Annotated in this window: 11 protein-coding genes; 4 read left to right on the forward strand and 7 right to left on the reverse strand. The window is 68.4% G+C overall.

What is annotated here, in order from left to right:
• Nucleotides 1-5 precede the first annotated feature (5 nt).
• The 5 genes from DEU37_RS08500 to tkt are packed head-to-tail and all read right to left on the reverse strand — an operon-like array spanning nucleotide 6 to nucleotide 7,352.
• Nucleotides 6-947, reverse strand: coding sequence for a glucose-6-phosphate dehydrogenase assembly protein OpcA (locus DEU37_RS08500; RefSeq protein ID WP_121190234.1), 942 nt, complete (start codon nucleotides 945-947; stop codon nucleotides 6-8).
• Nucleotides 944-2,494 (reverse strand): glucose-6-phosphate dehydrogenase, encoded by a 1,551-nt coding sequence (gene zwf, locus DEU37_RS08505; protein ID WP_121190235.1) that lies wholly within the window; start codon nucleotides 2,492-2,494, stop codon nucleotides 944-946. The genes DEU37_RS08500 and zwf overlap by 4 nt, the downstream gene beginning before the upstream one ends.
• Before the next feature lie 24 nt (nucleotides 2,495-2,518).
• Entirely contained in the window at nucleotides 2,519-4,138 is a 1,620-nt protein-coding gene (locus DEU37_RS08510) for a glucose-6-phosphate isomerase (protein WP_121190237.1), read from the reverse strand.
• Nucleotides 4,135-5,277 (reverse strand): transaldolase, encoded by a 1,143-nt coding sequence (tal, locus tag DEU37_RS08515; RefSeq protein ID WP_121190238.1) that lies wholly within the window; start codon nucleotides 5,275-5,277, stop codon nucleotides 4,135-4,137. Before tal ends, DEU37_RS08510 begins: the two co-directional genes overlap by 4 nt.
• Nucleotides 5,274-7,352, reverse strand: coding sequence for a transketolase (gene tkt, locus DEU37_RS08520; protein WP_121190240.1), 2,079 nt, complete (start codon nucleotides 7,350-7,352; stop codon nucleotides 5,274-5,276). Before tkt ends, tal begins: the two co-directional genes overlap by 4 nt.
• Nucleotides 7,353-7,621: 269 nt before the next feature.
• Between tkt and DEU37_RS08525 the strand changes: the two genes are divergently transcribed.
• A complete protein-coding gene (locus tag DEU37_RS08525; protein WP_121190241.1) occupies nucleotides 7,622-8,548 on the forward strand; it encodes a heme o synthase in 927 nt (308 codons plus the stop codon).
• Between the two features lie 61 nt (nucleotides 8,549-8,609).
• On the opposite strand, the gene DEU37_RS08530 is transcribed toward DEU37_RS08525, so the two are convergent.
• The gene (locus DEU37_RS08530; protein ID WP_121190242.1) at nucleotides 8,610-9,023 is read right to left on the reverse strand and encodes a dinucleotide-utilizing enzyme; all 414 of its coding nucleotides are present in this window, start codon (nucleotides 9,021-9,023) and stop codon (nucleotides 8,610-8,612) included.
• Nucleotides 9,024-9,107: 84 nt separating this feature from the next.
• Nucleotides 9,108-10,103, reverse strand: coding sequence for a heme A synthase (locus DEU37_RS08535; RefSeq protein ID WP_121190486.1), 996 nt, complete (start codon nucleotides 10,101-10,103; stop codon nucleotides 9,108-9,110).
• A 292-nt stretch (nucleotides 10,104-10,395) separates the two neighbouring features.
• Between DEU37_RS08535 and sufB the strand changes: the two genes are divergently transcribed.
• From sufB to DEU37_RS08550, 3 genes are read left to right on the forward strand one after another with little or no spacing between them, the layout of a single operon-like run.
• Nucleotides 10,396-11,814, forward strand: a complete 1,419-nt coding sequence (sufB, locus tag DEU37_RS08540) for a Fe-S cluster assembly protein SufB (RefSeq protein WP_005049286.1) — start codon at nucleotides 10,396-10,398, stop codon at nucleotides 11,812-11,814.
• A complete protein-coding gene (sufD, locus tag DEU37_RS08545; protein ID WP_121190244.1) occupies nucleotides 11,814-13,034 on the forward strand; it encodes a Fe-S cluster assembly protein SufD in 1,221 nt (406 codons plus the stop codon). The genes sufB and sufD overlap by 1 nt, the downstream gene beginning before the upstream one ends.
• Nucleotides 13,031-13,360 (forward strand): non-heme iron oxygenase ferredoxin subunit, encoded by a 330-nt coding sequence (locus DEU37_RS08550; RefSeq protein ID WP_061681565.1) that lies wholly within the window; start codon nucleotides 13,031-13,033, stop codon nucleotides 13,358-13,360. The genes sufD and DEU37_RS08550 overlap by 4 nt, the downstream gene beginning before the upstream one ends.
• Nucleotides 13,361-13,371 lie beyond the last annotated feature (11 nt).

Here is a 13,371-nt window from a genome sequence, read left to right on the forward strand (position 1 = left end):
AACTCCTAGGACTCGGTCGCGGTCGCCGGGCCGAGAAGCTCCCAGCCCTCCGTGATCACTCGACCATACAGGAGGTCCGGATCGAGCCTGCGCAGCTCCTCCGCGAGGCATTCGCGGAGCGTTCGGCGGGGGAGAACGATGTCGTGCGACGGCTGTCCGGGCTGCGTGAGCGTCGCGTCGATGTCGTTCGTCCGCTCGAGGACGATGTCGCCGTTCGCTCGCGTCAGGCGCACCTTCTGAATGCCGTGCTCCCAGTCCTCGGGGGCCGAGTAACGCCAGGTGACCGGCACGTCGAGCTTGAGTCGCAGCCATGCCGCGAGCAGACCGGTCGAGGGCGAGCTGCCGGCGCCGATCACTTCGACGCCAGTCACGGGCTCATAAGGCGGCTGGTCGAGCACCGCGGCCAGCTGCTCACGCCAGTGGGTGAGGCGCGTCCACGCGAGGTCGGTGTCGCCGGGCTCGTAGGAAGGTGCCAGTCGGGACAGGCGGTCCTTGGCATACGGCTTCGTCGACGCGTCGGTGATGCGGCGCTGGGCCATGCGTCCGATGTCGGATGCCGCGGGCTCCACCGGCGGGAAGTCCGGCCACCACGCGATGACGGGCGCATCCGGCAGCAGGAGCCCCGTCACGAGGCCCTCCTGGTTGCTGGCGACATCGCCCTGCGCGCGCAGCACCACGACCTCGCTGGCGCCGGCGTCGCCCCCGACGCGGATCTGGGCGTCGAGCTTGGCGTCGCCGTCGGGGTTCGCGATGAGCACGATGACACGCATCGGGTGTTCCCGCGAGGCATCGTTCGCGGCCTCGATGGCCTCCTCGTGCAGGCCATGGGTCGTGACGATCACCAGGGTCAGCACGCGTCCGAGGGCGACAGCGCCACCCTCCTCGCGCACGCTCACGAGCGAACGCGCGATCTTCGACACCGTGGTGTCGGGCAGGTCGACGATCATGGACGCCTCCAGACGCGGCCGTCGCGGGCCAGGAGTTCATCGGCTGAGGGAGGGCCCCACGAGCCGGGAGAGTATTGTTCGAGCGGTCCGCCCTCGGAGCTCCAGAACTCCTCGACGGGGTCGAGGATCTTCCACGAGAGCTCGACCTCCTCGTGACGGGGGAACAGCGGCGGGTCGCCCAGCAGCACGTCGAGGATGAGGCGTTCGTACGCTTCGGGGCTCGACTCGGTGAACGCATGGCCGTAGCCGAAGTCCATCGTGACGTCGCGTACTTCGTTGCCCGCACCGGGCACCTTCGAGCCGAACCGGATCGTCACCCCTTCGTCCGGCTGCACGCGGATCACGAGCGCGTTCTGCCCGAGCTCGAGCGTCTGATTGCGCTGGAAGAGCAGCTGCGGCGCGCGCTTGAAGACGACGGCGATCTCCGTCACCCGCCGCCCCAAGCGCTTGCCGGTGCGCAGGTAGAAGGGCACTCCCGCCCAGCGGCGGGTCGCGATCTCGAGCTTCACGGCCGCGTACGTCTCGGTCGTCGAGTCCGGGTTCATCCCGTCCTCTTCGAGGAAGCCGGTGACCTTCTCGCCGCCCTGCCAGCCGCCGCCGTACTGACCTCGCGCCGTGGCGGTGGACAGGTCGTCGGGCAGGCGCACCGCCGCAAGCACCTTCTCCTTCTCGGCGCGCAGATCCTTCGCATCCATCGAGATGGGCTCCTCCATCGCGGTGAGCGCCAGGAGTTGCAGGAGGTGGTTCTGGATGACGTCGCGTGCCGCGCCGATGCCGTCGTAGTAGCCGGCGCGACCGCCGACGCCGATGTCCTCGGCCATCGTGATCTGCACGTGGTCGACGTAGTTGGCGTTCCAGATCGGCTCGAACAGCTCGTTCGCGAAGCGCAGCGCGAGGATGTTCTGCACCGTCTCCTTGCCGAGGTAGTGGTCGATGCGGAAGATCGAGTCGGCCGGGAAGGCGACCTCGAGGGTGGCGTTGAGCTCGCGGGCCGTCTGCAGATCGCTGCCGAAGGGCTTCTCGATGACGACACGGCGCCAGGCATCCGGATTGTTCGACCTGTCGTCGACGAGCCCGGACGCCTTCAGCTGCTTGGCGACGATGGGGAAGTCGCGTGGCGGGATCGACAGGTAGAACGCGTGGTTTCCCATCGTCCCGCGTTCGACATCGAGCTTCTCCACCGTCTCGCGCAGGCGGCGGAACGCGTCGTCGTCGCCGAACTCACCCGACACGAAGCGGATGCCCTGCAGGAGCTGCTTCCACGTCTCCTCGCGAAACGGCGTGCGTGCGTACTGACGGACCGCATCATGGACGACGTTGGCGAAGTCCTGGTCCTCCCAGTCGCGTCGCGCGAAGCCCACCAGAGCGAAGCCGGGAGGCAGAAGTCCCCGGTTGGCGAGGTCGTACACGGCCGGCATGAGCTTCTTGCGCGACAGATCGCCTGTCACGCCGAAGATCACCAGCGCGCTCGGACCTGCGATGCGGTTGAGGCGGCGGTCATCGGGATCGCGCAACGGATTGTGGTCGCGCGAGATCTCGGCAGTCATCGAGAAAGACTCCTCCTGGTCGCGCTACTGCGCGGCCTCGAACAGGGAAAGCACCTCGACCTGAGGGTCGGTCAGGGTGAGGGTGACCACCGGCCGTCCGTGCGCGACGAGCACGTCCGCGTCGCCGGCTGCCTGAGCGGTGATCAACTGACGGAACGTGAAGGGGCGACCGGGTATTTCCAGATCGACCTCACCGGCGCCGATGATCTGCAGGAACACCCCGGTGGCGGGCCCGCCCTTGTGATACTGGCCCGTGGAGTGCAAGAAGCGGGGCCCCCAGCCGAACGTGACGGGTCGACCCGTATCGGCGGCGATGAGCTCGCGGATGCCGGCGAGCTGCGGCACCGAGGTGCGGTCGGCGTAGGCCTGCACCGCGACGTAGCCGTCGGGGCCGAGACGAGCCCAGAGGGCGTCGAGCACCCCGGCGAGCGTGCCGGACGCCGCGAGCACGGGATCGGATACGCGGACCTCGACGCCGTTCACCGTGAAGGCGGGTGCGCTGGCGTCGGGACGCGACTCGAGCAGCGCGCGAGCGGCGGCCTTGGCGGACTCGACGTCCGGCTGGTCGAACGGGTTGATGCCCAGCATGCGTCCTGCGATGGCGGTCGCGTACTCCCAGACGACGAACTGGGCGCCCAGCGATCCGCTCACGAGCACCTCGTCGGGGTGCTGCTCGATCAGCCGGAAATGCACGGCATCATCCACGAGACGCACGAGCTGCATGTCTGCCGGGGTCTGGTCGACCTCCGGGGACAGCGGCAGCAGCACCACGGGAAGGATGCCGGTGCCGTTCTTGCCGGTCGATTCCGCGACGAGCTGCTCGATCCAGTCGGGCAGGCCGGCGATGTGCGTGCCGTCACTGATCAGGCCCAGCTTGTCGCGGCGCGGGTGCCCGCCGGCGATGGCCGCGGCGAGTGTGAGCGCGGGGTTTCGGGGGTCGTCGATGGCGACCTCCAGAAGCGTGGCTTCCGCCTCGTCCAGCAGCTCCGCGATGTCCGCGCCCGCCAGACCCGAGGGCACCAGCCCGAAGGCGGTGAGCGCCGAATAGCGTCCTCCCACGTTCGGGTCGGCGGTGAACACGCGGTACCCGGCGTCGTGGGCGGACTGCTCGAGCGGGGATCCCGGGTCGGTGACCACGACGATGCGCTCAGCGGGATCGATGCCGAGATCGGACCAGGCAGCCGCGAAGGCGCGCTGCGCGGAGTCGGTCTCGATGGTCGACCCCGACTTCGATGCGACGACGAGCACCGTCTGCGCGAGGCTGCCGGACTCGGCATCCCCGTCGATCGCGGCCAGGACCTGTGCCGGGTCGGTCGAGTCGAGGATCACGAGCGGCACGCCCGCCGTGCGCGTGATGACCTCGGGCGCGAGCGAAGAGCCCCCCATCCCCGCGAGCACGACGCGGGTGAGACCGCGCGCGACGAGATTCTCGCGCAGCGCGAGGATCTCGGCGACGAGGGGGCGTGACACGCTGACCGCGTTCACCCATCCGAGGCGGACAGCCGCCTCGGATGCCGCCTCGGGTCCCCACAGGTCGGCGTCGCCGGCGGTGATACCGCTGGCGATCAGGCTGTCGACCAGACCCGGAACGGTCTGGTCGACGACCTGCTTGACGTGACCCGAGACGTGGATCTCGAAACTCACCGGCTGGTCTCCGGGGCCGTCGCCAGTGCCTCGGCGACGGTCTTCTTGAGGTCCTGCCACGAGGCGATGAACTTCGCGACGCCCTCGTCCTCGAGCGTCTGGGTGACATCGTTGATGTCGACGCCGAGTTCGGCGAGCTGCGAGAAGACCAGATGAGCGTCCGCGTAGGCACCGGTGACGGTGTCGCCGGTGACGACACCGTGGTCGAAGGTGGCGTCGAGCGTCTTCTCCGGCATCGTGTTGACGGTGCCGGGTGCGACGAGCTCGGTGACGTAGAGCGTGTCGGGCAGCGCGGGATCCTTCACACCGGTCGAGGCCCACAGCGGACGCTGCACGTTCGCGCCGCCGGCGATGAGCTCCTGAGCGCGCGCGGTCGCGAACTGCTGCTCGAACAGCTCGTAGGCCAGACGCGCGTTCGCCAGGCCCGCGCGGCTCTTCAGCGCCTCGGCATCCTCGCTCTCGAAAGCCGACAGACGCTTGTCGACCTCGGTGTCCACGCGCGAAACGAAGAACGAGGCGACGGAGTGGATGCCGGACAGGTCATGCCCGGCCGCCTTCGCCTGCTCCAGGCCCGCCAGGTAGGCGTCGATGACCTCGGCGTACCGCTCGAGCGAGAAGATCAGCGTCACGTTGACCGAGATGCCCGCGCCGATGACCGCGGTGATCGCGGGCAGGCCGGCCTTGGTCGCGGGGATCTTGATGAGGGCGTTGGGCCGGTCGACCTTGGCCCACAGCTTCTCCGCCTCGGCGACGGTGGCGTCGGTGTCGTGAGCGAGATCGGGGGAGACCTCGATCGACACGCGGCCGTCCACGCCGCCCGTCGCGTCGAACACGCCGCGGAAGATGTCGGCGGCGTCACGCACGTCGGTGGTCGTCAGCTCGAAGATCGCGGCGTCGACATCCGCGCCGCCTTCGGCCAGCGCGGCCAGCGGTGCGTCGTACGAGTCGTCGTTCTGGTTGCCGATGGCGGCCTGGAAGATCGACGGGTTCGTCGTGACGCCCGAGACATTGCGCGACGAGATCAGGTCGGCGAGGTTGCCCGACGCGATGCGCGCGCGGGAGAGGTCGTCGAGCCAGATGCTGACGCCGGCGTCGACGAGCTGCTGGGTCGGGGTCGAGCCCGGGGTGGGGGTGCTCATGCGTTCTCCTTGACGGTTGCGCGGGCCGCTTCCACGACCGCATCGGTGGTGATACCGAACTTCTCGAACAGGGTCTTGTAATCGGCGGAGGCGCCGAAGTGGTCGATGCCGACCGTACGGCCGGCATCGCCCACGATGCCGCGCCAGAGCGGGGTCGACCCGGCCTCGACGGACACGCGCGCCGTGACGGCGGCCGGCAGCACGCTCTCGCGGTAGGCGGCATCCTGCTCGGCGAACCACTCCAGCGACGGGGCCGAGACGACGCGCGCCTGGATGCCCTCGGCGGCCAAGGTCTCGCGGGCCGCGACGGCCAGCTGCACCTCGGAGCCGGTCGCGATGATGATCACGTCGGGCTGTCCGCCCTCGGCGTCGATGAGCACATACGCCCCCTTCGCCACGCCGTCGGTCGTCGCGAAGCCCGCCTCGCCGCGAGGGAACACGGGGATGTTCTGACGCGTCAACGCGATGCCGACCGGGCCGCCGCTGGTGCGACGGACGATCTCCAGCCAGGCCGCGGACGTCTCGTTCGCATCCGCCGGGCGCACCACGGTGAAGTTCGGAATGAGCCGCAGCGTCGACAGCTGCTCGATCGGCTGGTGCGTCGGTCCGTCCTCGCCGAGGGCCACCGAGTCGTGCGTCCACACGAAGATCGAGGGGATGTCCATCAGAGCGGCCAAACGCACCGGCGGGCGCATGTAGTCGCTGAAGATCAGGAACGTGCCGCCGAACGGGCGTGTCGGGCCGTGCAGCTTGATGCCGTTGACGATCGCACCCATCGCGTGCTCGCGGATGCCGAAGTGCAGCACACGCCCGTACGGGTCTCCCGACCACTCGTGGGTCGACCACTCGGCGGGAATGAACGACTTGGCGTCCTTGATCGTCGTGAGGTTCGACTCGGCCAGGTCGGCGGAACCGCCCCAGAGCTCCGGAAGCTGCGCGGCGAGCGCGTTGATGACCTGACCCGAAGCGGCGCGCGTGGACACGTCCTTACCGGACGTGAACTCCGGGACGGAGACATCGGCGGGCAGCTCGCCCGCTTCCAGGCGCTCCAGCAGGGCCTTGCGCTCGGGGTTGGCCGCAGCCCACGCGTCGAAGGCGACCTGCCAGGCCGCGCGCGCCTCGGTCGCCCGCCCCTGGAGAGCGCGCGTGTGCGCGATCACGTCGTCGTCGACGACGAAGGACTTCTCCGGGTCGAACCCGAGGACCTTCTTCGTCGCCGCCAGCTCGTCGGCGCCCAGGGCGGAGCCGTGGATCTTTCCGCTGTTCTGCTTGCCGGGCGAGGGCCATCCGATGATCGTCTTCAGGATGATCAGCGACGGCTTGTCGGTCTCGCCCTTGGCGGCCTCGATCGCGGCGTACAGCTCGGCGACGTCTTCGACGTACTCCCCGGTCTTCTTCCAGTCGACCGTCTGGACCTGCCAGCCGTAGGCCTCGTAACGGGCGGCCACGTCCTCGGTGAAGGCGACGTTGGTGTCGTCCTCGATCGAGATCTGGTTCGAGTCGTAGATGGCGATGAGGTTTCCGAGGTTCTGGTGACCGGCCAGGCTCGAGGCCTCGCTGGTGACGCCTTCCTGGAGGTCGCCGTCGCCCGCGATCACGTACACGAAGTGGTCGAACGGGCTCGTGCCGGCCGCCGCCTCGGGGTCGAACAAGCCGCGCTCGTAGCGGGCCGCGTACGCGAAGCCCACAGCCGAGGACAGGCCCTGGCCGAGCGGGCCCGTCGTGATCTCGACACCCTTCGTGTGGCCGTACTCCGGGTGGCCCGGGGTCAGGGAGCCCCAGGTGCGCAGCGACTCGAGATCGGACAGCTCGAGTCCGAAACCGCCGAGATAGAGCTGCACGTACTGCGTCAGCGAGGAGTGTCCGGCGGAGAGGATGAAGCGGTCACGGCCGAGCCAGTGCGTGTCGGACGGATCGTGACGCAGCACACGCTGATACAGCAGGTATGCGGCCGGCGCGAGGCTCATCGCCGTGCCGGGGTGTCCGTTGCCCACCTTCTCCACGGCATCCGCGGCCAGCACGCGAGCGGTGTCCACCGCGCGCCGATCGATCTCATCCCAAACCAGTTCCGACACGTGGTGCCCTTTCGAAAAGAGGGGAGTGCGTCCGACTCTCCAGCCGGCCGCGGCGGCGTCGAAGCGCTGCCTGCCGGCGCTCGGCGACGCCTGTGTTTTCAGCTTAGCGAAGTGCCGCGGGTCGCAGGCCGCATGTGTCGTCCGTGACAATTCGCCGTCGAACGTCGACCGATCCGCGGTGGGCGGCTGCGGCTCGGGCGATCACCCGATGGCCTCGTGACCTAGACTGGGGAAAGGTCTGGAGTGAGCCGGGGAAGGGGTCTGCGGGCATGGTGCAGTCGAGCGTGTCCGCCGGGAACGATGTCGCGATCGCCCTGCCCCTCGGCCAGAAGATCCGCGCGTACGTTGCGTTGACCAAGCCCCGCGTGCTCGAGCTGCTCCTGGTGACGACGGTGCCGGTGATGATCCTGGCGCAGGGCGGGATGCCGAATCTGTGGCTCGTGCTGGCGACGGTGATCGGCGGCGCCATGAGCGCCGGATCGGCCGCCACCTTCAACATGTACCTCGATCGCGACATCGACGCGCACATGCGTCGGACCGAGAATCGTCCGCTCGTCACGGGCGAGGTGACTCCGCGAGGCGCTCTCGTGTTCGCCTGGAGCCTGGCGGTGGGCTCCACTCTCTGGCTGCTGCTGACCACCAACTGGCTGGCCGCAACGCTGAGCGCCGTGGCCATCTTCTTCTATGTGGTCATCTACACGATGCTGCTGAAGCGCCGCACCGAGCAGAACATCGTCTGGGGCGGCATCGCCGGGTGCTTCCCGGTGCTCATCGGATGGTCGGCCGTCACCGGATCGCTGACCTGGACCCCCTTCGTCCTCTTCCTCCTCGTCTTCCTCTGGACCCCGCCGCACTACTGGCCGCTGTCGATGAAGTACAAGGGCGACTACCAGGAAGCGGACGTGCCGATGCTCGGCGCGACGCGCAACGGCCAGCAGGTCGGGCTGCAGGTCATCCTGTACGCCTGGGCCACCGTCGCCTGCTCGCTTCTGCTCATTCCCGTCGCGGGCATGGGCCTCGTCTACACGGCATCCGCTCTCGCGTTCGGCGGCTGGTTCATCGTCGAGTCCCACGTGCTCTACAACCGTGCCGTCCGCGGAGAGCAGATCCGCCCCATGCGCGTCTTCCACGCGTCGATCACGTACCTGACGCTCCTGTTCGTCGCCATCGCGATCGATCCGCTGCTCCCGTTCTGAACGGACGACGAAGGCGCCGACTCCTCGAGGAGCCGGCGCCTTCGTGTCGTTCGGTGCGCGATCAGACCGTGGGGCGGTCCGTCGTCGCAGCATCGGACTCGTCGGCGTCCGCAGTCGGGGCGGCGATCGTCTCGGCCACCGGGGCGGCGACCGTCGCGGGCTCCACGACCTCGACCACGTCGATCTCCTCGGCGACGACGCTCGGCGTGACGCCGCGCGCGATCGAGCCGATGGTGCCGAGGGTCAGCGCCAGAGCCAGACCGATGAGGCCGACGCCGATGAGGATCGCGCCGAGAACGGCCCAGATCTGACCGGCGTAGACCTCGACACCGGTGGCGGTGCCGTCGGCGAGCGTGCTGGCCATGACGGTCAGCTTGTCGACGAGCAGGTAGACGCCGCCGCCGACGGCGACGAGCGAGCCGCCCACGAGCACCCAGAACGGGATGCTGCGGATCACACGGGCGGTGTTGGGCATGGGAAAGCTCCTTCTGTCACGTCGCCGCACGCGCGGCGACACATCGACTATCTGCGAACCACCAGAGGAGCGGTGATGCGCCGGCTATGAGATCGCTGTGGAGCGCTCGCCGGCATCCAGCATGTCATGCGGCTGCTTCATGTGCAGGATCACGGCGGTCATCGCCGCCACGAGTGTCACGGCGAGCATCATGTGGATGTTCACGAGAGCGATCGGAAGGCCCGTGCGCGCCTGCCACAGCCCGATCGCGATCTGCACCAGCTCCACGCCGAGCAGCAGACCCGTCCATCGCCGCATGCCCGTCGTCGCACCCAGCCGGTAGGACCACCCGAACAGCACCAGCGTGAGCGCGAAAAGGACGTAGGCGGGCCAGCTGTGCACGTGCTGCCAGAAAATCGGGTCGAGGCCGTTGCGGGCGGCGGCGGTGTCTCCGGCGTGCGGGCCGGAGCCGGTCAGCAGGATGCCGATGACCACCGTGATGAGAACGACGACGCTCGTCACGTGCGCCACGACGGCGTAGCCGCGCGGGACGACGAGCTCTCGCCGGCCGGGCTTCGCGTACACGCGGACGACGTAGGCGGCGGCAATCGCGACGAGCGCGGCCGACAGCAGGTAGTGCAGCCCGACGATGCTGGGGTGCAGGTGCAGCCACACGGTGACACCGCCGATGACGGCCTGCAGGATGATGCCGATGCCGATCGCGAGCACGAGCCGCGGCAGTTCCGGACGCGTGCGCCACAGGCGCACGACGGACAGGAAGGCGAGGAGGGCCACGATCACCAGGACGCCGGTCAGCGTACGGTTGCCGAACTCGATGAGGCCGTGGATGCCGAGCTCCTGCGTCGGGACGAGCGAATCCGGGGTGCAGTACGGCCAGGTCTCGCAGCCCATGCCCGAGCCGGTGAGCCGGACGAGACCGCCCGTGCCGACGATGACGATGTTGCTGATCAGCACGAGCCACGCGAGGACGCGTGTCGGGCGCCCGACACGCGCGGGAAGTCGCGACAGCAGTCCGCGCCCGTCCGCGGGTGCGGGCGCCGCGGTGGTGGTGTCGGCGCTGGAGGTCTGTGGTGCGGACAAGGTGGGGTCGCCTCCCGGATGCGCGCCCGGACGGGCGCCGGCCACCCCCGTGTCGGGGTGTTGCCTATAGACTGAAGGGGTGGGAACAGCGGCGCGCGGAGCGCGTCACGCCACCTACAGTCTAGGCGCGCGCGGTGCACGCCCCGACGAAGACCACGTCGGAGAAAACGACACGAAAACGGCCCTGGAAGCGGCATCCGACCTTCGCCCACGACACTCCGATCGTGAGACAGGCGCAGGCGCAGGAATGCCGGAGCGGATGACACCGCCGGGCACGAAGGAGGCAAACCCCATGTCGGATGTGCTCATCGACCGTCCCGAACTCGAGGGACTGGGCGTCTATGAATTCGGCTGGCACGACGAAGACGCCGCCGGCGCCGTCGCCCAGCGCGGGATCAACGAGGACGTCGTCCGCGGGATCTCGGCGCTGAAGAACGAACCCGAGTGGATGCTGAAGACCCGACTGAAGGGCTTCCAGCTGTTCGGGCGCAAACCGATGCCCACGTGGGGTGCCGACCTCTCGGACATCGACTTCGACAACATCAAGTACTTCGTGCGCTCCACCGAGAAGCAGGCGCAGTCGTGGGAGGACCTCCCGGAGGAGATCCGCAACACGTACGAGAAGCTGGGCATCCCGGAGGCGGAGCGTCAGCGCCTCGTCGCCGGCGTCGCCGCGCAGTACGAGTCCGAGGTCGTCTACCACCAGATCCGCGAGGACCTGGAGCAGCAGGGCGTCATCTTCATGGACACCGACACGGCGCTGCGCGAGCACCCCGAGTTCTTCGAAGAGTACTTCGGCACCGTGATCCCGGCCGGGGACAACAAGTTCGCCGCCCTCAACACGGCCGTCTGGTCGGGTGGATCGTTCGTCTACGTCCCGAAGGGCGTGCACGTCGAGATCCCGCTGCAGGCGTACTTCCGCATCAACACCGAGAACATGGGCCAGTTCGAGCGGACGCTGATCATCGCCGACGAGGACAGCTACGTCCACTACATCGAGGGCTGCACGGCGCCGATCTACAAGAGCGACTCGCTGCACTCGGCCGTCGTCGAGATCATCGTGAAGAAGAACGCCCGCGTGCGGTACACGACGATCCAGAACTGGTCCAACAACGTCTACAACCTGGTGACCAAGCGCGCCATCGCCCACGAAGGCGCGACGATGGAGTGGATCGACGGCAACATCGGCTCGAAGGTCACGATGAAGTACCCGTCCATCTACCTCATGGGCGAGCACGCGAAGGGGGAGACCCTCTCGGTCGCCTTCGCCGGTCCCGGACAGCACCAGGATGCCGGCGCGAAGATGATCCACATGGCTCCCTACACGCAGTCCTCGATCGTCTCCAAGTCGATCGCCCGCGGTGGCGGCCGGGCCGGGTACCGCGGCGAGGTGCGCGTGGACGCGAACGCCCACCACTCGGCGAACACCGTGCGCTGCGACGCGCTCCTGGTCGACACGATCTCGCGTTCGGACACGTATCCGGCGATCGACATACGTGTCGACGACGTGCAGCTCGGTCACGAGGCCACGGTCTCCAAGGTGAGCGAAGAGCAGCTCTTCTACCTGATGAGCCGCGGCATGCCGGAGGACGAGGCGATGGCGATGATCGTGCGCGGCTTCATCGAGCCCATCGCACGCGAACTGCCCATGGAGTACGCCCTCGAGCTCAACAAGCTCATCGAGATGGGCATGGAAGGATCCGTCGGCTGATGACGACAGCGACTCAGACCCCCGCCGGCGAGAGCATCCGGGCGGAGGGTCACATCGACCCTGCGGCCACGCTGGTCTCCGGCTTCGTGCCGGTGCAGACGCGATCGGAGCGGCCGACCTCGTTCGACCCCTCCGATTTCGCCGTGCCGACCGGCCGCGAAGTCAACTGGAAGCACACGCCGCTGACTCTCCTGGGCGCCCTGCTGCGGGACGAGCCCGCCCCGCACGACGTCATCGGCGTCGAGGTGAGTGCTCCCTCTTCCGTCGAGCAGGTCCGTCTGCGCGTCGGGGAGGCACCGCGCGGCGAGGTCTTCCGTCCCGAGGATCGCGTCAGCGCGATCGCGTGGGCGCAGGAAGACGAGGCGCCGCTCATCCGCATCCCCGCGGGCATCGAACTCGATGAGCCCGTCGTCGTTCATCTCACCGGTCGCGGCGGCGTCGCGCATGCGCACGTCGTGATCGAGGCACAGGCGCACTCACGGGCGACGGTCGTGCTGCGCCACGCCGGTACCGCACAGCAGGCGCAGAACGTCGAGATCATCGTTCGTGACGGCGCCGCGCTGACGGTCGTCTCGGTACAGCGCTGGGACGATGACGCCATTCACCTGGCATCTCACCAGGCGCGGGTCGACCGCGACGCGACGCTGACCCACGTCGTGGTCAGTCTCGGCGGACGCGTCGTCCGCGTGAACCCGTCCGTCGAGCTCGCGGGAGCAGGTGCGGAGGGCAGACTCTACGGTCTGTCGTTCGCCGACGCCGGTCAGCACCTGGAGAGCCAGGTCTACCTGCACCACAAGGGTGCGCAGACGGTCGGAGACGTGCTCTACAAGGGAGCGCTGCAGGGCGAGTCCGCGCGCAGCGTCTGGGTCGGTGACGTGCTCATCGGACCGGATGCCGTGGGCACCGACTCGTATGAGGCCAACCGCAACCTCGTGCTCACCGACGGTGCACGCGCCGACTCGATCCCCAACCTCGAGATCGAGACAGGCGACATCCGCGGCGCGGGACACGCGAGCGCGACCGGGCGCTTCGACGACGAGCAGCTGTTCTACCTGCAGGCGCGTGGAATCGCGGAGGACGAGGCTCGACGTCTGGTCGTGTTGGGATTCCTCGCCGAGATCGTCCAGAAGATCGATGTGCCGGCCCTGCAGGACGAGCTCATCGCCGCGATCGAGGACGAGCTGGCTCTGGCGACGGCGGCCGAAGGAGAACACGCATGACCGCGCAGAAGGCGCTCAGCCTGAGCGACCTCACCCAGGACACCGCGGTGCGCGTCGAGATCGACGGCGTTCCGATGGCCGTCGTCCTGGATTCGAACGGTGAGGTCCATGCGATCGGCGACACCTGCACGCACGGCGACATCTCGCTGTCGGACGGGTTCGTGGAAGGGGAGACCCTGGAGTGCTGGGCCCACGGCTCGGCCTTCTCGCTGCGCACCGGCCGCCCCCTGAACCTTCCGGCCTATGAGCCGGTGCCCGTGTACGCGGTCACGATCGACGGGAATGACGTCCTGATCGATCCCGCTGTCCTCAAAGACGTGAACTGAAGAAGGTAACT

Origin of the sequence: Microbacterium sp. AG790 (genome assembly GCF_003634765.1) — a bacterium.
Classification (GTDB): Bacteria; Actinomycetota; Actinomycetes; order Actinomycetales; family Microbacteriaceae; genus Microbacterium.

Coding starts and splice junctions, on each gene's coding strand:
- DEU37_RS08500 (WP_121190234.1), bottom strand. CDS start 947: ATGATCGTCGACCTGCCCGACACCACGGTGTCGAAGATCGCGCGTTCG.
- zwf (WP_121190235.1), bottom strand. CDS start 2,494: ATGACTGCCGAGATCTCGCGCGACCACAATCCGTTGCGCGATCCCGAT.
- tal (WP_121190238.1), bottom strand. CDS start 5,277: ATGAGCACCCCCACCCCGGGCTCGACCCCGACCCAGCAGCTCGTCGAC.
- DEU37_RS08525 (WP_121190241.1), top strand. CDS start 7,622: ATGGTGCAGTCGAGCGTGTCCGCCGGGAACGATGTCGCGATCGCCCTG.
- DEU37_RS08530 (WP_121190242.1), bottom strand. CDS start 9,023: ATGCCCAACACCGCCCGTGTGATCCGCAGCATCCCGTTCTGGGTGCTC.
- sufB (WP_005049286.1), top strand. CDS start 10,396: ATGTCGGATGTGCTCATCGACCGTCCCGAACTCGAGGGACTGGGCGTC.
- sufD (WP_121190244.1), top strand. CDS start 11,814: ATGACGACAGCGACTCAGACCCCCGCCGGCGAGAGCATCCGGGCGGAG.
- DEU37_RS08550 (WP_061681565.1), top strand. CDS start 13,031: ATGACCGCGCAGAAGGCGCTCAGCCTGAGCGACCTCACCCAGGACACC.